Annotated in this window: 21 protein-coding genes; 11 read left to right on the forward strand and 10 right to left on the reverse strand. The window is 45.5% G+C overall.

Going from position 1 to position 19,215, the window contains the following annotated elements; all coding sequences use genetic code 11:
- Positions 1-219 precede the first annotated feature (219 nt).
- The 3 genes from NYR53_RS01675 to NYR53_RS01685 all read left to right on the forward strand — a co-directional run bounded on the left by NYR53_RS01675 (position 220) and on the right by NYR53_RS01685 (position 2,098).
- Positions 220-396 carry a hypothetical protein gene (locus NYR53_RS01675; RefSeq protein WP_261303643.1) on the forward strand — a complete coding sequence of 59 codons (177 nt, stop codon included), beginning with the start codon at positions 220-222 and terminating at the stop codon, positions 394-396.
- 139 nt (positions 397-535) lie between these two features.
- Positions 536-1,471, forward strand: a complete 936-nt coding sequence (locus NYR53_RS01680) for a DMT family transporter (RefSeq protein WP_261303644.1) — start codon at positions 536-538, stop codon at positions 1,469-1,471.
- Between the two features lie 99 nt (positions 1,472-1,570).
- Positions 1,571-2,098: a DUF3231 family protein gene (locus NYR53_RS01685; protein WP_261303645.1), complete on the forward strand. Its 528-nt coding sequence runs from the start codon at positions 1,571-1,573 to the stop codon at positions 2,096-2,098.
- A gap of 119 nt (positions 2,099-2,217) precedes the next feature.
- Here the strand turns inward: NYR53_RS01685 and NYR53_RS01690 are convergent, their stop codons facing one another.
- The gene (locus tag NYR53_RS01690; RefSeq protein ID WP_261303646.1) at positions 2,218-2,967 is read right to left on the reverse strand and encodes a hypothetical protein; all 750 of its coding nucleotides are present in this window, start codon (positions 2,965-2,967) and stop codon (positions 2,218-2,220) included.
- A 142-nt stretch (positions 2,968-3,109) separates the two neighbouring features.
- On the opposite strand from NYR53_RS01690, the gene NYR53_RS01695 reads away from it, so the two are divergent.
- Together NYR53_RS01695 and NYR53_RS01700 are read left to right on the forward strand one after the other, a co-directional pair.
- Positions 3,110-3,784 carry a response regulator transcription factor gene (locus tag NYR53_RS01695; RefSeq protein WP_261303647.1) on the forward strand — a complete coding sequence of 225 codons (675 nt, stop codon included), beginning with the start codon at positions 3,110-3,112 and terminating at the stop codon, positions 3,782-3,784.
- A complete protein-coding gene (locus NYR53_RS01700) occupies positions 3,774-5,162 on the forward strand; it encodes a sensor histidine kinase (protein WP_261303648.1) in 1,389 nt (462 codons plus the stop codon). Before NYR53_RS01695 ends, NYR53_RS01700 begins: the two co-directional genes overlap by 11 nt.
- Positions 5,163-5,354: 192 nt before the next feature.
- On the opposite strand, the gene NYR53_RS01705 is transcribed toward NYR53_RS01700, so the two are convergent.
- The 3 genes from NYR53_RS01705 to NYR53_RS01715 form a co-directional block, all read right to left on the reverse strand.
- Positions 5,355-5,756, reverse strand: a complete 402-nt coding sequence (locus tag NYR53_RS01705) for a type II toxin-antitoxin system death-on-curing family toxin (protein ID WP_261303649.1) — start codon at positions 5,754-5,756, stop codon at positions 5,355-5,357.
- Positions 5,756-6,019, reverse strand: coding sequence for an AbrB/MazE/SpoVT family DNA-binding domain-containing protein (locus NYR53_RS01710; protein ID WP_261303650.1), 264 nt, complete (start codon positions 6,017-6,019; stop codon positions 5,756-5,758). Before NYR53_RS01710 ends, NYR53_RS01705 begins: the two co-directional genes overlap by 1 nt.
- Positions 6,020-6,106: 87 nt before the next feature.
- Complete coding sequence (locus tag NYR53_RS01715; RefSeq protein ID WP_261303651.1) at positions 6,107-6,913, reverse strand: hypothetical protein; 807 nt, start codon at positions 6,911-6,913, stop codon at positions 6,107-6,109.
- 248 nt (positions 6,914-7,161) lie between these two features.
- Here NYR53_RS01715 and NYR53_RS01720 point away from each other — a divergent pair, with 248 nt between their 5' ends.
- The 4 genes from NYR53_RS01720 (at position 7,162) to NYR53_RS01735 (ending at position 12,396) form a co-directional block, all read left to right on the forward strand.
- Positions 7,162-7,917, forward strand: coding sequence for a GTP pyrophosphokinase (locus NYR53_RS01720; RefSeq protein WP_261306240.1), 756 nt, complete (start codon positions 7,162-7,164; stop codon positions 7,915-7,917).
- An 86-nt stretch (positions 7,918-8,003) separates the two neighbouring features.
- Positions 8,004-8,231, forward strand: coding sequence for a DNA-binding protein (locus NYR53_RS01725; RefSeq protein ID WP_261303652.1), 228 nt, complete (start codon positions 8,004-8,006; stop codon positions 8,229-8,231).
- Complete coding sequence (locus tag NYR53_RS01730) at positions 8,228-8,668, forward strand: DUF6526 family protein (RefSeq protein WP_261303653.1); 441 nt, start codon at positions 8,228-8,230, stop codon at positions 8,666-8,668. Before NYR53_RS01725 ends, NYR53_RS01730 begins: the two co-directional genes overlap by 4 nt.
- Before the next feature lie 137 nt (positions 8,669-8,805).
- Positions 8,806-12,396, forward strand: coding sequence for an Npt1/Npt2 family nucleotide transporter (locus NYR53_RS01735; protein ID WP_261303654.1), 3,591 nt, complete (start codon positions 8,806-8,808; stop codon positions 12,394-12,396).
- Between the two features lie 296 nt (positions 12,397-12,692).
- Here the strand turns inward: NYR53_RS01735 and NYR53_RS01740 are convergent, their stop codons facing one another.
- The 6 genes from NYR53_RS01740 to NYR53_RS01765 form a co-directional block, all read right to left on the reverse strand.
- Positions 12,693-13,634 (reverse strand): FecCD family ABC transporter permease, encoded by a 942-nt coding sequence (locus tag NYR53_RS01740; RefSeq protein ID WP_437180156.1) that lies wholly within the window; start codon positions 13,632-13,634, stop codon positions 12,693-12,695.
- A gap of 59 nt (positions 13,635-13,693) precedes the next feature.
- Entirely contained in the window at positions 13,694-14,707 is a 1,014-nt protein-coding gene (locus NYR53_RS01745; RefSeq protein ID WP_261303656.1) for a FecCD family ABC transporter permease, read from the reverse strand.
- 4 nt (positions 14,708-14,711) lie between these two features.
- The gene (locus NYR53_RS01750) at positions 14,712-15,683 is read right to left on the reverse strand and encodes an ABC transporter substrate-binding protein (protein ID WP_261303657.1); all 972 of its coding nucleotides are present in this window, start codon (positions 15,681-15,683) and stop codon (positions 14,712-14,714) included.
- A 102-nt stretch (positions 15,684-15,785) separates the two neighbouring features.
- Positions 15,786-16,589: an AraC family transcriptional regulator gene (locus tag NYR53_RS01755; protein ID WP_261303658.1), complete on the reverse strand. Its 804-nt coding sequence runs from the start codon at positions 16,587-16,589 to the stop codon at positions 15,786-15,788.
- A 107-nt stretch (positions 16,590-16,696) separates the two neighbouring features.
- Positions 16,697-17,023 (reverse strand): hypothetical protein, encoded by a 327-nt coding sequence (locus NYR53_RS01760; RefSeq protein ID WP_261303659.1) that lies wholly within the window; start codon positions 17,021-17,023, stop codon positions 16,697-16,699.
- Positions 17,024-17,115: 92 nt separating this feature from the next.
- Positions 17,116-17,475, reverse strand: coding sequence for a hypothetical protein (locus NYR53_RS01765; RefSeq protein ID WP_261303660.1), 360 nt, complete (start codon positions 17,473-17,475; stop codon positions 17,116-17,118).
- 329 nt (positions 17,476-17,804) lie between these two features.
- Here NYR53_RS01765 and NYR53_RS01770 point away from each other — a divergent pair, with 329 nt between their 5' ends.
- Both NYR53_RS01770 and NYR53_RS01775 read left to right on the forward strand, forming a co-directional pair.
- On the forward strand, positions 17,805-18,125 hold the full coding sequence (locus NYR53_RS01770; protein ID WP_261300830.1) for a helix-turn-helix domain-containing protein: 321 nt from the start codon (positions 17,805-17,807) through the stop codon (positions 18,123-18,125).
- Positions 18,126-18,136: 11 nt separating this feature from the next.
- The gene (locus tag NYR53_RS01775) at positions 18,137-19,057 is read left to right on the forward strand and encodes an IS3 family transposase (RefSeq protein WP_261306233.1); all 921 of its coding nucleotides are present in this window, start codon (positions 18,137-18,139) and stop codon (positions 19,055-19,057) included.
- Positions 19,058-19,215: the final 158 nt, after the last annotated feature.

Here is a 19,215-nt window from a genome sequence, read left to right on the forward strand (position 1 = left end):
TAACGAAGACACCCTAGAGGGTGTCTTTTGCATTATGTGGTACTTAATTGGGAGGATAGGGGAGGATGTTTTCGAATACATAGATTTGGTTAGGTCTAATCCATTCATAGGGCGGAATACTTAGCTTTAGGTATCCATAGGCGGTTTTTCACCGAAAAAGCTATTTGTTATACTTAATAGGACGGATACGAAATAAAAATAAGCAAGGAGTTGGCTGGATTGAACTATACAGAGATGTTAGGACGCAGGAGCGAAATTTTGAAACGTATCATTGGAAATCTGATTATTAAAGATAATCAGTTTGGTTTGAGTGAACAAGAAAATAATTGTTATAAAGATATGGTTAAAAAGTTTCATAGAAGTAACTATGAATTAAACGCTAGTAGGAAACTATAGTTACTATATGTTCTATTAAAATGGAAGCAAAAGAGTGTAGTAAGATGATAGGTAGTAGAAGACACCGTCTTAGGTGTCTTTTTGTGGTGTAATAAGACTACATAAGTCAATAATCGATAGAGAGTAGGCATGCATCAACTTGGTAAAGTCAGAGAAAATCATTTATTTCATCCTAGCTATGGTGGTCATCTCATGGGGTTTAAATATTGTAATGGTGAAATACCTTACACAATTTATCTCGCCCATGCTTGTAGCCGCAATTAGGATTCCGCTCGCTGGCATTGTGCTGCTTCCGTTTGTATTTAAAAAGTATGGCTTCTATAAACCCAATGCAAAACAGTGGGGGCTTCTTTTAATTATAGGGCTAACATCGATCTTCTTTCATCAGTTGTTTTTAGCATATGGGGTTGTAACGACTACAGCTACAAATGCATCGCTGATCCTAGGTTTAAATCCGTTATCTACCGCTCTGCTTGCATCCATTTTCGTTGGGGAAAAATTCAATTTGAGATTAGGCCTTGGCATTCTGTTTGGATTCTCAGGGGTCGTTTTGGTCGTAACTTCCAAGTCGGTAGATAGCTCGGTTGGTTTATCTGGATGGGGAGATATCATTATGCTTCTATCCATGTTGGCGTATGTTGTTGGTGCATTGTTCATCAAGAAGTTGTCGACAACTTCCATGCCAACTTTAGTTGTCACTACCTATTCCACACTAATTGGGGGAGTCATGCTAAATCTGGGTACAGTGACTTTCCTTGGGCCTTCGTCGTACGCACAGATTCATATGCCAGGAACGGCTTGGGCTGTTATGTTGATGTCAGCTTGGGCAGCCTCTTCACTGGGTACGTTAGGTTGGAATCATGGTATAAAATTTCTAGGTGCCAACAAAACAGCGATGTTTCTAAACGGGCTGCCTTTTGCCAGTATGGTTGGGGGAATTATTTTTTTGGATGAAAAAATTGGTTGGATTCACGTTGTGGCCTTTATGCTTACCACGGTTGGTATTGTGATAGGGACTTTAAAGAGAAAAGATAACAGGCTTTCCTCAGTAGCTGGAGAATCTGTTGAAGTCTAGACCCGTACCATCATACAAAACCAATAAGACACTATCCAGACAAGGACGAAATAATAATCAATCAGATGGGAATTCTAACTAGAAAAAGGAGCTGCGAACATGAATATCATGGAAGTACTCACTGATGCGATTAAGCCGTTTCTGGATGGTGAAAAGCCGCCTTTAAACGTCGGAGAAGTTATGAATCTGTGGTTTTATTTGACCGCAACAGAACAAACCATGCGCGGAGAACAGGTGTCTTATAATATTGTAGAGGATCTTGAACTTAAGGAGAAGTTGAAAGAAGTCATTAACGATGTGCATGGTCCCATATTTGCAGAGTTAACTGAGTTTTTAAAAGCAGAAGGCGTCCCGCTGCAAGAGCCATCGCCGAATAAACCGATTGGCGACTTTCGAAATATTCCAGAGGGGTCCAAACTGTCTGATGAGGAAATAGCGAGTCTTCTCAGCTTCAATATAGTACTGGGAATAAATTATGCTTGCCGGGGCATGACAGAGTCAGTACGACCGGATGTTGCGGCAATGTTCGCCAAATTTCAGATGAAGAAGTTTACATACGCAATAACGTTAAAAGATTTATTAATGAGAAAAGGGTGGTTAAAAGCACCACCGTATTTCAAAGCATAAGTCTTTGTAAGATAAGAATGAAGGACGCATTAAGCAGCATTTTACTAGTAAGCATAAAAAGCACCCTCGTGGGTGCTTTTTCATTTATGGGTGTTATCGCGGGGAGAGTATATGAACAGTTAGTTGATAGTGATAGCAGAAATGCTTCCATTGGTTTTAAAGTCTTTCGTATAGGCTAACGTAGCTGTCGCAGTGAATGTACCGTTTGGTCCCGTTACGGTTATCGTTGGATTGGAAGAATACCCTGCTCCTGGATTCGTAATCGTTACACCGGTCACGACACCATTCGTAACTATTGCGGTGGCAGTAGCTTGCGTCTTTTGCCATGTTTCACTTTTTCTTCCGTTATAACGGTAATAGTTGGACACCTCATCTAAGCGTTCATTTGTGATCCCATAGGGGGCCAAAACTTTAAGGAGAGCCGCTTTGTTTTTCTGAGCTTGTTCAGTGCTCGGACCGCTATCCAGTCCTGCAGGAGTTACGCCGCGAAATGCTTCTCTAAATACCTCAGTGGGTACCCCAAGGGCCGCGGCGATAAGGACGACTGGCCTGCCATGGTCTTGCGGATCTGTGTTAAAGCCACCCGATATCACGACGGAATCAGTAGCTTGACCCGGATTGTTGCCATTCGTAGTACCCGCAGATGGAGAGGAGCTTGTTGGGGGAGCTGAAGCATTTTTACAGTCTTGTCCTCCTTTATGGCCTCCCACTTTTGGCGGTGCCTCTTTAACAGGTTTAATATTGGTTGTCTCGGTAGTCGAAAGAGGTGCAGCTAAGACAGAGTTATTACTGCTAAATGCTATACCTCCACTTACCGCAATTACTGCTACTAGCGTACCAGTGGTGATCATTTTCATTTTTAAGTTCATCGTCATTCTTCCCTTCTTTTTTATAAGATTGTGTATTTCCTGAAACCTATGTTACTTGGACTTGGTGAAAGTTTGGTGAAAGCACGGAAGCTTTCGGTTATACTTTTATGAAGATGGTAAAGTCGGGAAATGGGGCTGGAAAATGAAGATTCTATTGGCGGAAGATGATATTCGTCTGGGAGAACTGACCGCGCATATGTTGAGAAAGAAGTCTGGATGCACCGTTGATTGGGTGAAAACGGGCAGCGATGCGTTCGACTATGCGACGGCTTCCAGCTACGATGTTGTTGTGCTCGATTGGATGATGCCGGAAGGGGATGGCCGCGAAACGTGTGCCAAACTTCGTAAAAGGGGCTATCTCGGTGCGATTCTGATGCTGACTGCGAAGGATGCTGTGCAGGATCGTGTGGAAGGTCTCGATGCGGGAGCCGACGATTATTTGGTCAAGCCGTTCGAGATGGACGAACTGTTGGCGCGTTTGCGAGCATTGATGCGCAGAAACTTCGTTCCCTTTCAGGAGGACATTATCCGGATCCGAGATCTGGAGCTGCAGCGGATGAGTCAAATCGTCATTCAAGGCGATCAAGAAATCCAATTATCCCCGCGTGAATTTCAAATTCTAGACCTGCTGCTGCAGAACAAAGGACGTACATTGACCCGCGAGGTCATCCTGGACAAAGTATGGGGCCTTGATGCCGAAGTGAATCTAAAAACGATCGACGCTACCGTAAAATTAATCCGAAAGAAGCTCGAGCCCTCCTACTCACGGGAGCTTATTCAGAGCGTGAGAGGCGTAGGTTATAAAATTGGAGATTAACTGGGGCTCATTAAAAAATCGGCTATCTGCTGGCGATTTGTTCGACCGAACGCGCAGTAAGTTGACGTTGCAATACAGCGGTGTACTTATTGCTTTTCTGAGTTTGTTCGTTATCATTGTTTATGTCCTACTCTATGTATTCATCTGGAACGATCAACGAACGGGTCTGAATGAGCTGGCTGACAGTGAAATTCGCACCTTGCAAAAGTGGGCCGACCAAGACAGCGATCCGAATAGGCGCCCTCCGCGCTCAATAGAAGATGCTTTCTCGATCAGTACGGATCAGTCGTTCTACTACTTAATTGCTGAAAATGGGAACATACAGTTAGGGGATGAGATTCAGCGGGAACTGCGTAATCAAGTGATAGAGGCCATCGCGAAGGGACATTTCAGAGGGAAAGAGATCGAGAAAGTTACTTTGCAAACATTCGATAAGCCGTCTACAGACGACTTAGGACGGCCGAAACAAGGAAAGAATGCCAAGTTTCTTGTTTCGGATCGCCAGCTGCTATGGCATGGGGCGCGGATTGGTACTTTATATGTAGGGAAGGAAGTAACGTTCCAGAACGATTTGTTCCGCCTGCTGCTCATTGTGCTGATCGGGATGGCGCTGCTCTTCTTTGTTCTAGCCTTATGGTTTAGCCATCTAATGGCACGCAAAGCGATTATACCGATTGAGAAGGCGTATGCGAAACAACGTGAGTTCGTAGCGGATGCTTCCCATGAGCTGCGTACACCGCTTAGCGTCATGCTGACATCGATCGAAGCGCTTCAGCTTGAAGAAACTATCGATAGCGACCCCTTCTCGAAGAACGTGCTTAACGGCATGAAAGAGGAGGTTAACTCTATCACGAAGCTGGCGGGCGAATTGCTGCACCTAGCCCGCTCTGATTCTGGCGAATTCGAGCTGGATCGCTCCGCCTCTAATCTGAGTGAAGCAGCCGCAAAAGCGATTAGTAAGCTTCAGCCGTTAGCACAAGCCAAGGATATCAACATTCAGCTGCATGCTCCTCATGAGCTGACGGTGAATTGGGACGCCGAGAAAGTGACGCAGCTGCTCATCCTGCTAATCGATAATGCGATAAAATATACGCCGGACAAGGGGACGGTACATGTAGCGATTGCAGAGGGCAAGGAAAAAGGGGCTCGCTATTTCACCATTGAAGTGAGGGATAATGGGATCGGCATTGCGGCCGAGGCGCTTCCTCGCATCTTCGACCGTTTCTACCGCCAGGATAAGTCGCGAACGCGTCAAATCGGCGGCCATGGTCTTGGGCTTGCGATCGCCAAGAATATTGTCGACGCCGGTCGGGGAACTATTGATGTGGAAAGCAACGTCGGAGAGGGTAGTACGTTCAAGGTACGTATTCCTTTGTAGCAAGATCGTTCAAAAGTGCGATATTTTACTATGCTATGTTAACCAGAATTTGCTGAGGGAACGTCGATGCGCTATTTGCTGTTTTTTGCCTTGCAATCAAAACAAAAAAATGAGAGGCAAGAATAACCTTGTCCTCTCATTTTTTGTTTTCTATGCCAGTATGTGAGTTTATTTACTTTTGGGACAGCCTCATTATTCAATGGGCACTGAATATATCCTGATGATCTCAGCTACATCATCGAATGAATATTTGTGGTTAACCATGTCTACAGTCCAATCTTCCGCAGCCTTATTGTCCATCGAGAAACGATAACCGTTGTAACGGAGATAGATAACTAGAGCAGTAAAGGCTGTACGTTTATTCGCATTTTGAAAAGGGGGATTTTGTCCCAAGGATTCGAATAATGCTGCTGCTTTTTGATAGATGCTTGGATAAGCATCGTCTCCAAATGCTGAAGATTGTGGGCGTAATAAAGCAGACTCCAGCAAATAGCTATCTTTTACACCTATATGCTCGCCAGGGCTATATTTTTGAATAACAGCAACATTAATTTCTATGGCTTCTTGGGTGGTCAAATAGCGAATTGTGTTCATTATCTATCTTTTAGACCTTTCAATGTTTCGTCGTACTCTTCCATGACTTGAGAGAGTGTGTCAAGAAAATCGGGACTTCTCCCTGTGGGAAGAGCAACTTTTTTTACTTTTTTGATGACGATTTCTCCATCATTTTCTCGCACATCAATGTTCACGGTATCACCAACTTCAAGAGCAATTTTCTTAAGGGAATCCGTCATCGTTATGCCAAGACTGTTGCCAAATTTTGAAACCTTACGTTCCATGCCCATCACCTTACTCATATATAATCAACTCGTTACTATCTTATTCGGTTGTTATAACAATTATAGAATTATACGGATTATATTGGAATGGCATCTGAGCAAAACCTATGGCATCTGAGCTTTAATCCCTGCAAGTGCATCACTGATCTTCGTTTCAAGCTTAAAGATGCTTTCTTTTTCTGCATTCATTTGACGGGATAGGGAAATCATGGAGGTAAGTGAGCTCTGAACGGCATTTGTATCTTCTTTTTTTGCTCCTTGTTTAAAGGCAGTCCATATCGGGGAGAGGCTGTTTTGGATTGTTTTATATGCACCTTGTTTGGCTTTGATCTGTGCGTTTATGGGGTCTATGTCATTCAGACTCGTGCGGATTTTTTTCGTTGCCTTGGATGCTTTGTCCTTAGCAGATTGCAACGCTTTTACTTTGGCGCTGATGTCGATACGAGCTAGTTGTACGGGGATTTTCATAGCAGCAGCTTGGATTCTTAGCAGGGTGGTCAAACTTTTACTGTTCAGCAATCGGGCGGCTTCAATTTGTTTGTTTAGCGCGGTGTATTGAGATAATAATGGCTGATGCCGAGCTCTCGTTCGCGTGATCTCCTCCTCCAATTTCGCCAATTTGGCGGAATCGATTTCTTTGGCCTGATTGCCCAGCTCTGCCGAAGTGTCCTTATTTCTGCTATGCAGTGTATTGATCTTGGCGTCCCATTCCTGTTCTTGTTTCTGAAGGGAAAGGAATTCGGTGTAAAGCGAACTGATTTTATTCGCTTGTGTTTGTGTTGCGCCGGCAATCGTTTTATCCAGAGAGGCTTGAATCGTGGTTGTGATTTCGAACGAAGCGGCTGATGCCAATTCAGCTGGAATAGCTGAGGCAAGGGCTAAAGCGGTGAGCAAAGCAGTGAAATTTTTCAATAGACAACCTCCTTCAAGTTACAAAATGGGATGTGAATACAACAAAAAAAGCACCTGCAAGAAAGGCCATCGGCCTTATCTTACGGGTGCTTCCGTCGTAAGTATTCACTCGAATATGATACGAGTACTATACCAAGCCGCGAGCGAAGGTGTCAATAAGAACACCAAATTTGCACCGAGTGATACCTGTGAATTAAACTAGCTAAGACTGGTAAAATAACCACGACTAAAGGATGGAACCACCCATGATGAATCAACTTTCGATCAACGATTTAAAACGGTTCAAAAACGAACTGACACGATTTATGATGACGTATAAGTTCGCACTGGATGAAATAGAGACCAGAATTGAAATTCTCGTGCAGGAATTCGAAATGCTGCATGAATATAATCCAATTGAACATACCAAATCTCGCTTGAAATCACCGGAAAGTATCTTTCACAAGCTCAATAGAAAGGGAGGCGATCTCTCGTTCTCAGGGATTAAGGAGAGTATTAAGGACATCGCAGGGATGCGCATTACGTGTTCATTCGTCTCTGATATTTATGTCATAAGCCAGATGCTGAAGAGTCAAAGCGACCTTAAAGTACTGGATGAAAAGGATTATATTAAGAACCCGAAGCCTAATGGCTACCAGAGTCTCCATTTGATCATCGAAGTGCCTGTACATATGTCGGATCGATTAGAGAGTGTGTGCATCGAAGTTCAGATTCGAACGATTGCAATGGACTTTTGGGCAAGTTTGGAGCATAAAATCTATTATAAGTTCAATCAAGGCAATCAAGCTGTACCCGCACGGCTTCTGGATGAATTAAAGCAAGCGGCTGCGGCCGCGTCAGCTTTGGATCTGCAAATGGAACGCTTGCATGCCGAAATTGAAGTTATTAAAGAAGAGCAATCGGAATCTATGGACGATAAGTTGAATCGAATTATCATTAACAATCAGCAATTTGCTCTGCCACAAGCATTGCTGGAGCTTTTAAATGATGAGGAGGTGAAGTAGTATCCGCTAATACCCGCTAATTGGATGACGCCCCTTTTCATTTCTGTGGTATAATCAAAGGAACGGAATTAGAAGGGTGCGAGGAAATGAATTCTTTTGAAGACTGGAATCAAAAAGTAAAGTCAACGTTCAACGCTACTAGTAATGAAGTCGTATTAACGGTTATGGAGGCAGGGGAATCATTGGGTCTCTCCAAGGATCAAATGAAACTTTATGTGGACAAACACAAGTTAACCAAAGTGCCAATTATGAGAAGCGTTCATCGCTACCTTTTATTAAAAAGCGAAATTGATGAGATCGTGGGGAGATTATGAGTAACGGACACCAAAACTATGCAAATCATCGTAGACTGCATCCGCTGTTTCACTTTGTTTACAGTTTACTGGCGCTGGGTTTAGTGATTCTATCACTTATCCAGCTCGTTAGGTCAGTGCAATCCGGGACAGGCGTGCTGCCCGCCGCTATTTTAATGCTCATTTCAATCATTTTAGTTGTTGTATTCCTACTTGTACGGTCCTACCCTTTAAAAGCGCAGGATCGCGCGATACGGGCCGAAGAGAATCTCAGACACTATGTGTTGACTCAGAAGCTGTTGGATACCAAGCTCACGATGGGGCAAATTACGGCTTTGCGCTTTGCTTCCGATCAGGAGTTTCCTACACTTAGTAAGAAGGCTGCTGCAGAGCAGTTGTCACCAGACGCGATTAAGAAGTCGATCAAGAGCTGGAGAAGCGACAATTATCGCATATAGTGCTGTTTTTTTAAAAGATTGAGACACATCCGTGACGGATTGTGTCTTTTTTTTCGACAAATTAGTTATTTTATCCTAGGACTTCTGGTACAATTTCATTAGGCGCTTTAAGCGTCGATTCTAAAATGAGGTGTATCATGAGCCGTATGATGTTTAGCAAAACCTATCAGACCTTTCTACATAAATTCGCTGAAGATAAGCAAGAGTATGGGAAAGTTTTACTCCTATTCGCTTATTTATTTTGTGTCGTTTCAGCCTCCACCATCGGGAGAACAGCGGCAGATACGCTTTTTTTAAGCCGATTTGATAATTCCTATTTGTCTCTGATGTACTTGCCGCAGGCTCTCGTCATGATTATGGCGGGCATCCTTTTTCAAAGATACTCACCGAAGGTTCGATTGGAAAGCCTCATGAAGATCTTAATTCCGCTTATCTCCGCACTGGTTCTAGTTTCTAGATTCGGTGTGGGACTTGAACTTCGCTGGGTATTTCCCGTTATCTATATCGGCTATGATGTGTTTAATTTCCTGATGATTGTTTGTTTCTGGCAGTTCGCCACATCGGTGATGAATCAGAGGAAAGCGAAGCAGATGATTGGAATCGTAGGAAGCGGTGGGATTACGGGGGGGATTTTAAGCGGTTTTGGGCTAAAAGCACTCGTTCCGCTCGTAGGCACGGCGAATCTAATTTATTTTTATGCGGGTCTGCAATTGCTTGGTTTGGTGGTCGTTTATTTGATATTAAATTTCGCTAAGGAAACGATAGAAGCCAAACCGGCACAGCCTAGGACAACAACGTCGAAGCAAGCCGTACAGCGGAAATCAGGTTTATTCGCGAGCGTTCCTCATCTGAAATATGTGGCCATTCTATCCGCAGCACTCGTATTATCTCTGACATTAATCGATTATCAATTCAAGGTGATCTTGAGAGGGACTTTGCAAAATGAGGCCTTGGCTGGATTTATGGGCAGCTTCTATGGCTTCTCCGGGCTGATTGCTTTGTTTGTTCAATTGTTTATTTCCAGTCGCATTTTGACGCGATTCGGTGTGATGACCGCCTTGCTTGTCTTCCCGATTACCTTAATAGCCGGCAGTTTCGGCATTCTAGTTCTGCCTGTACTAGCGATGGCTGTCATCGTGAAGGGGAGCGATAAAGTTGTTGGAGATACGCTCTACTCGTCAGTGAGCCAATTAGTGATGTTTCCTGTTCCACCGGAATGGCGGGGCAAAGCGAAGAGCTTCCTAGATGGCATTGTGCGCAATGGGGCCAAAGGGTTGGCGGCTATTTGTTTACTTGTCGTTACTCGGCTGCTAGCTCCTGAACAACTGAGTTATATCGTGCTGGCTTTGCTTGTCATTGGTATCATTGCAGGGATAAAGGTCAAGAAAGCCTATCTGCATACCCTCTTGTCCAATCTCAAAACAGGGGGAGACGATCTTCAGAAAGTTGAGCTCAATCTGATGGATCCGGCCAGTCGGCAAATCCTGATTGATGCGCTATTTAGCTCGGATAAGCAGCAAGCTTTGTATGCCTTCGGTCTTTTGCGAGAGATAGACTCCTTCGACATAACGCCTCATATGGACGGGCTGCTTCATCATCCAATTCCAGAAATGTGTATAGAAGCCTTGGACTATGTGGAGCAAAAGGCTCCGGGCGGTTTTGAACCTATCCTGCAATCCTTGGCGGCAACCGAAAACAACCAGGTGAAAGCGAAAGCCATACTTGCGCTAGCGGCGTACGCCAAAGAGGAATATGTGGATGAAATAACCGTTCATCTGGAAGATCAGTCGGTGGAAGTACAAGCTGCTGCCATCGCTGGATTAGTCAAATATTATAGCATTGAGGGCATGTTTCGAGCCGTCGGTAAACTGAAGCAGATGATGGAAAGCGGGCAGGAAGAAGAACGGATCGCGATGGCTGCTTTATTCGGGCAAATTCGGGTGAAAAACTTCTATAAACCACTGATTTCTCTCTTACAAGACAGCAGTCCCCAGGTGCGTATTCGTGCCTTGGAGTCTGCGGCTATTCTTCATGTACCTCCGTTAATTGAACCGATTATTGCCATGTTAAAAGACAGCCAAACCCGGCGCTACGCCACCCAGGCCCTTGCTGCTTATGATGAGCAGGATATTTTGCCACAGTTAGCGCCTTATTTGAACCAGATAGAGATTGGCTTGTATTTACCTGCTGTATTCGAACGCATTGCAACTCAAAGTGCCTTCGATATGCTCTTCGACGGTTACGAGGCTGCCCGCTATGACATGCGGGATCGGATTCTGGAATCGCTGCTTCGCATGCATAAGCGACTGCCTTTTGTGGACAGCCAGCAAGTAGAGTCTTATATTTTCCACGAATTAAAGCTGCATGGACAGTTTGCCGAGCACGGGGCGAGCATTGTTGGGGTAGAAGGCTTCGCTGATATCGAGAATATCGTTAGAGAAATTCGAACAGCGATCAGTCGACGCATCTTCCAGTTGTTATCGCTCATCTATGAAGAGAAGACGATGCAGGCTGTCTATCTCGACTGGTCCGAAGGGGATTCCAGGCAGCAGGCCAATGCGGAAGAAGTGATCGATCAAACGCTGCGAGGAAGCTTACGTACGGAAATGACCACATTCATGTCAGGCTCAAGCAAAATGGTGAGGAATTCAGTAACAGACATGCCGCTCAGCGAACATTTGAACTGGTTATCCGCGCAGGGGGATGACTGGCTCAAGCAAGCGATACAACATCTCACCGTGAACCAGCCGGGAACTTCACCAAATGAGGAACTCTCGGAGCTGATGCATCGGGTTCATTTACTCCGTCATGTTTCACTGTTCCAAGGGATGACAAGCAGAGATCTATCTGTCATTGCACGCAGATTACATAAGCTGAGTGTTCAGAAGGGGGCTGCCATCATTCATGAGGGGGATATGGGAGATTCCCTGATGATTATGGATGGAGGCCGAGCCGGCGTATACCGAAATGGGCAGCCGCTAGGCGAGGTGAAGCGGGGAGATTGCTTCGGTGAAATGGCTATTCTGACTCAGGGAGTCCGAACAGCGACCATTCGAGCCGAGGAAGATGTGCATCTGTGGCGACTGGATTCATCTGTTTTCTACGATATGATGTTCGACCAGACCAGCATTGCGGTTGAAATCATGAAGCTGCTATCCCGCAGGCTGCGGTCTGAACTTACGCGGGGACAGTCAGCGGATAAGTCCGAGCTGGAACAAACGCACGCGGCAGATAAGTTCGAAGCGGAACAAAGCAACGCAGTAGCCGCTGCCACTCTGCAAGTTTCTGAAACCAAGACAACAGAAGGCTTAACGAAGGACGAAGTGATTTTACGGCGGATCCTCGTGCTGCAAAAAATAGATTTATTCGTGCATTTAACTCCGGAGGATTTCATGTGGCTCGCTCAAAGGGTAGAAGAAGTCGCCTACGAACCTGGAGAAGTCATCTGTCGCGCAGGTGATTTCGGAGATACCATGTATGGCATTGTTGAAGGAAGCATTCGTGTGCATAAAGGCAGTGAAGAGTACGCGGTACTAGAGGAAGGTGCGTTCTTCGGTGAGATGGCGATCATCGACAGCGGTCCTCGCTCGGCCGACTGCACAGCGAAGGAAGCTGCCGTCCTGCTGCAGCTTCATCGGGATTTGGTGCTGACCTTTTGTTTCCAGAATATTGATGTGCTGCGCAGCATGATGAGAGTTATCGCGGATCGACTGCGGGGTATGAGCTAGGGGAAAGTAACCATAAGGAGCAGGGACGAATAATTGACTTGGGGCGCGTTGTTTTGGGGGAGGACGGTGGCTGTTTAACCCCGAGCGCGGACTCGTGAACGATATTCTGAGCAAATTAGGGATCACTGAACCTTCCTGGCTGGCTGAGATGCCTTACGCTAAGGGATGCCAGCTGGTTAATGTGATGTTGTGTTTTGTACAACATTAGCTCATAGACAAGCTCAATCAGCTGACTTTACTCACCAGCAAAAAAGGATGCAAACCGTAAACCGGCTTTGCATCCTTTTTTTTGGTTGTTACCCTCTACGCAGACGCTCCTTACGCAGCAAGTAGATGAAATACGGCGCGCCGATGACGGCGGTCATGATGCCCACGGGCACTTCCCGCGGGAGGATAATGATGCGGCCGAGCAGGTCGCCGAGCAGCATCAAATCGGCGCCGATCAAAGCCGCCAGCGGGATCAGCCATTGATGCCGAGCGCCGACGATGCTCCGCGCGATATGGGGCGCGATCAGGCCAATGAAGCCAATCGCGCCAACGGCCGAGACGGAGATGCCGGCGAGAGCGACGGCAAGCAGCAGCAGCCAGAAGCGCTGCTTCGCAATGTTCAGCCCGAGCGAGGTGGAGATATCGTCTCCAAGCTGAAAAATATTCAGCTTCGCAGAGCTCGCCCACACGATAGGCAGGAGCCCGGCGATCCACGGCAGCAGCGCGTACACATCGAGCCAGCTTCGGTTCCATAAGCTTCCGGACAGCCAGAGCAGCGCCATGTTGATGTCGCTTGGGTGTCTGACAATCAAATACTGTGTGCCGGCTTGAAACACAGTCCCAATGGCAACGCCTACCAAGGCAAGAGAGGCAGGAGGGAGTGCTAATCGGCGACTTAACAGGAGTAGAAGAAGGAATGCTGAGAAGGCGCCAATGAACGCAGCAATGGGCAAGAAGTAACTTGGCGATTTGGGAAAGAGAAAGATAACAGCCGCAGCCATGAACCCGGCCCCTTTGGTAATCCCTATAACATCAGGACTGGCAAGCGGATTTCTTACCAAGCTCTGTAGAATAACGCCGCCAACCGCCAAACCAAATCCTGCTAAAATTGCAACTAAGATACGTGGTAATCGAACCTGATGAATGATGAAATAAGACGGGCTTTTCTCATCCATGAATCCAGCCCATACATCTCCTAATGGGATACGTACCGCGCCAACATGTGCATAAATGATAGCAAGTACAATCATAATTGCGCATGCTGCCAGCAGAGAAAAAGCAGGTTTTCGCATTGCTCGTGCTATCCTTTTCACCGCGCACCTCCTTGCTTGCGAGCCAAGTAGATGAAGTATGGCGCGCCAATCGCGGATGTCACGATGCCAACCGGTGATTCGAATGGAAACGCGATAAAACGGCTGAGGAAGTCAGCATATAGAAGCAAATTCCCCCCAAGTAGTGCTGTTAACGGGCCAAGAATCGTTAAATTCGTGCCAACCATGGCGCGAGCTATGTGCGGAACAAGGAGACAAACGAAACCAATGGGACCACATAAGGCTACTGCGGATCCGGCGAGTAAGATGACGAGCATCATACTGATTCCACGCACGAGGTTAATACGCCCTCCTAAACCTGCTGCAATGTCGTCATCCATTAGCAGCAGCTTAAATGAGGGGAGCATGAAGCTGAATAGCACAATGCCGCCTACAAAAAAAGGTAAAATGATGCGAACTTCCGTCCAAGCCGCTTGGTTCAAGGAGCCAACAAGCCAGAAGATCATGCTGTCAGTGGCATGCTGATTCATGATGATGAAGCCTTCGGTCAGCGAAGACATGAGGAAGTGGATGGTTATCCCGGCTAGGGCTAAACGCACGTATTGCTGACGTCCAGTCCCCGCTAGTGACCAAATCAACAGCGCGCTTAGGGCTGCCCCTACGAAAGCGAAGCCAATTAGGCCTATATTGCCAAAATGGGGTAAAGCGACAAGTCCCACCACCACGGCCAATGCCGCTCCGGCATTAATCCCGAAGATGTGGGGGGATGCTAGCGGATTCTTGGTTGTAAGCTGTGTAAGCAGCCCTGCTAAGGCCAACTGCATACCTACCATGCATGCCATGATGGCACGTGGTAAACGTAGTGTTTGGATGTAGAGGTGAGCTTTGTCACTGCCTTGGTAGGTCAAGGCCTCGAACAAGGTACGCCAAGGGACTTGAGCTTGGCCCCATTTCAAACTACAGATCACACCTATCATCATAATCAGAATAGTGATTGAAAAAAGGAAGAGCAGAGGCCATCTACGGCTCTGCTTCTCATACTTAGGCTTCATTGGACTATTGCCCCAAATTCTTCACGATATCCTCTAGGATTTTCTCAGATCCGAGGAATCCACGGGATAGTGACCAATCACGCCGTTCAACAGTGAACACTTTTTTGTTCGCTACAGCATCAATTTTCTGCCATAACGGGTTCGTTTCCCATTGTTTGATGATGGTTTCTTTTTCCGTAGGCAGCAAGAACAGGACTTGAGGATTGGCTTCTACCAACTGTTCAAGTGTGATCTGCGGATAGGCGGCAGTGTTTTTAATAGGGTCCGTGTACCCTAGCATCGCTAAGAAGGAACCGCTATAAGCGTGATCAGAATGAGCATAGAATCCTTTAGGATTCACAACAGCGGGAAGAACACGAAGATTCGTTGAACCTAGTTTCTTTTTCAAAGTCTCAACCTTTGTTTGATGCTCCGCAAGACGTTTCTTGCCTTCTTCTTCTTTGCCGACGGCTTTAGCGATAATACCAACGTTCTTGAGCATTTGATTGTAATCGGCTTGGAAATCATCTAACACCAGAACGGGAGCAATTCCTTTGAGCTGAGGAATGGCATTCTTGTGTTTGTTCACGTCGACAATGATCAAATCGGGTTTAAGCGAACTAATCAGCTCAATGTTTGGCTCATAGCGGGATCCAACAGATTTGTATGTTTTCAACTGACTTTTTACCGAGTCCATGAATAGATCAGGGCTGTTGTCATCGGCAACACCAACAGGCTGTACGCCTAAAGTGACGAGGATATCGGTAAAACCGAATTCCATCGCAATAATGCGTTCAGGTTTCTTAGGTAATTCGACGGTTCCTACCGCATCCTGAATCGTAATTTTACCCTCAGATTGAGCAGCGGGCTTCTGGCTAGCCGCAGCTGGTGTTGTTGCAGTTGATTCGATATTCGTCGTTTTGCCGCAAGCTGCAAGGCTTATGGCAAAGACGCTGATCAGTGCGATAAAACAAAGACGAGCGATATGGTTTTTCATTTTCGGTTCCCCCATGACAATGATTATTATTCTCATTTGGAATCATACCGAATAATCTCATAATAGGACATGTCTATTATGTATAATGAACATGTCTTATTATTAGATTTTGTTTTGGCTTGCTAGGAATACGGAAGGTGAATAGCCTGTTTTTTTCTTAAAAACCTTGCTAAAATGAAAATAATCAACAAATCCGACACGTCCCGCAACTTCTTTGGCCAGTAGATCGGTTTGGAGAAACATTTGTTTAGCTTTCTCAATACGCAGTGTGTACAAATAATTCATCATTGTAGAACCGGTATGCTTTTTGAAGAGAACCGTAAAATAACCTACACTCATGCCTGCTCGTCTGGCCAACATAGGAAGTGAAAGCTCAACCATATAATGCTCATTCATATAAGAGAGAGTTTCTTCAATCGATTCGGTTGAAGATTTTTTCTCTTGGGTCAACTGCGATTCATATAAATAAATGAAGAGAATGCGCTCCAACATGATTCGCTTACGAAATATATGGGCAGCCTCCTCTTCAGGCGTGAGTGGATGAAGATCATGCGTTGTACGGATAAGCTCGTCCAGCATATAGTGAATTTTGATCTCGCTAAGTGTGGTGAGTTGGCCTTGTAAGGTCCATGTACGTTCGTCAGGCAGCATCCGGTAAGTGATGATCACATACTCCACAGTTTTGGTTTTGGGAACTTGAATGGAATAGGCACCTTGATCCGGATGGCAGGCATAGGCTTGTGAACAAACCGTAGATTCTTGGTCATGGCCAAGTATCGTGATGTGTCCGCGACGTACAATAATAAGCTGATACTTATTCGCCGGGCATAGTGCCGTAAGAGAGGAACTATTCGTCTCGATCTGCTCAATGAGAGGGATAAGCGGAATAAGTTGATGAAAATTCATGATCAAGTCGTCGTCCTTTCCTATGAGCTTCTCTTTATTTGATAGTGACATAGATGTGTGTTTACAACAAGTTAGTAACATAAAAAAACGCCCAAGCGGGCGCTTTTTTACAAGGCATAAACACTTTTGATAATAATTTCAGGTAATTCTGCGCGTTGTGCTTCATATTGCTCAGGTGTAATGCTGCCGCTGGACAGTCTTAAGTTTAATTGTTCGGTTAACTCTGCTAATTGAAGCTCAATGACTTTCTGAACATCAACCTTGTTGGCCATGGCCATATCTGCAAGTGATAGCCCATTATGCTGGGCAATGTAAATGTCTTCCTCTGAGGATAGTCCCAGTACATGCACCAGATCTTCTTTTATAGGAACAGTATTCTGTTTATTTGCAATAGGATTAGCTCTTAAAGGATCCATCCATGTGGTTCCACCCATGCTTAGCGTAAGGGCCATGGTACTGATCATGAGCATTTGTTTCCTGTTCATTGGTTCCTCTTTTCTACTTATCAAACATTTGGTCATCATGCTTAACGCCGCACAAAAGTCATGTGCCAACTATCTGAACGACTTAAGGATCTCGCATTTTTGGCTTTATTTACGGCACTTACGAGTAGGAAAATAAGCAAGTCTTCGCCAGTTGTATTATTGACTAATACTTTGCGAGGCGTTAAATCACCAGCTCCCCCTTTGGCTATAAAGACGCCAGGCGAAGGTTCGGCCTCTATTTTGATAGCAAAAGCCTCGTTGTTAAATAAGAAGTTGATATCCCTCAGAATTAACTTTTGTTTACTTTTCACACGAATAACTATCTGCTGCAGCAGTATCGTTTTCCCAGCGCCAACCGAGATTGGTGAGTTGCCTCCTACGATGCCATTAAGTTGAAACACTATCTCCACCCCCAAAGATCTTGTGTTCCAGTATATTCGAGTGAATGCCAAGTGGAATGGGGGGATATACCTGAATAAACGATTTAGATGATTTTGAAACATATTAGAGGCAATAAGAAAAAAACTTAGGCTCTGGCCTCTGGTTCTTGGTGCAACCCACTTTTTTGTGTGCTTGGTCAGGGATGGCTGTGAGATAACTGCGAAAGTGCAGGTATTTTTGCTAAAATCGTTTGAAAAGAGGAAAAGCCTGCTATTACTCCTAGGCCCCCTAATTAAACTGGAGTCCTCCCACCCAATAATTTAAACTAGGGACAAGGAGATGATTCAGTATGGGGAAAAGGCTGAAAGAAGAAGCACGGCTTAAAATTGTTAAGGAAGCATTGGCTGGTATTAAGGTGGGGGTATTAGCCCGCATGTATGACATCCATCCTGAAACCATCCGTTTGTGGATCAGAGATCACCGTGACTCTATTCCTCCGGAAGAAATCCCAGTGGCTGACGAGCATCTGCAAGAATTGCAGCGTCTACAAGATGTAGAACAACGCTATGAAAAAGCCGTTAAAGTACTTGGCGAGAAAGAGCTAGAGCTTGAGATCCTGCGCGAATTGCTAAAAAAGAAAGACCCCGCTTATCCGAGAAATTCGAAGTAGCAGAACCATTTATTAAGCGGGGTGAACCAGTAGCGTTGGTTCTGCGTATCCTTGGCCTTTCAGAGTCCACCTATTACGATCGTAAGAAGAGAGCTACCACCCCGCTATCTGAATGTTCCAAAGAAAGCCGGAGAGGGCGCCCTGTGCCTGGATACTCACATACGTTTACGGGTGAACAAGTGTGTGACGAACAAATCAACGCGTGGCTGCTTGAGCTCATAGAGGGCGAAGAACATGTCTATGGCTACAAGCTTCTTGCACAATGTATTCGTGACCAATATAACGTGAGGCTGGACAAAAAGAAATCGTATCGCTTATGCAAAGAGTTAGGCATTCTTCAAAAGCCACGCCAGCGCATACAGACACATCCGCGCAGGCTGCCGAAGAACCGAGTAGTAACAGGCTCCAACCAATTATGGCAAATGGATATCAAGTACGGATACGTCATTGGACAGGAGCGATTCTTTTATATGCTCAGCATCATTGATGTGTTTGACCGTGTCGTCGTTAAACAGTACAGAGGTCCGGTATGTGAGGCCAAGCATGCGGTCCAGACGCTTTGTTATGCGATACAGAGCCGGCTAAACCCTGGAGAAGAGATGCCTGTAATCCGTACAGATAACGGCCCGCAATTCGTAAGCAAACTGTTTGGAGATATGTGCGAGTGCCTAGACGTCGTCCATGAACGCATTCCGCCAAGGACGCCGAATATGAATGCTTACATTGAGTCGTTTCACAGTCTACTTGAACGTCACTTGTTCGGCATAAGAGACTTCATGACCTTTGAAGAGGCTTATGATGCACTCGATCGTTACATGGACTTCTACAATAACCGCAGGATGCATGGTAGTTTAAACCGAAAACCTCCGAAGATGTTTTCAGCATGGGTCAAGACGCTGGATGACACTTCTGCCTTTCATAAAGCGATGTAATAGCTTGAAAAAACGCGATATTCTACGCATGAATCATTTTTGGTGGGCAAGACTCCGGTTTTAGGGGGCCTAGCCGATTACTCAGGAATTATAGCTTTTCCATCCTGAAATAAAAAAAAGACCGCAAAAGCCTGCACAATTGCAGGAATGTACGAATA

The sequence above is a fragment of the Paenibacillus andongensis genome (genome assembly GCF_025369935.1).
Lineage (GTDB): Bacteria > Bacillota > Bacilli > Paenibacillales > NBRC-103111 > Paenibacillus_E > Paenibacillus_E andongensis.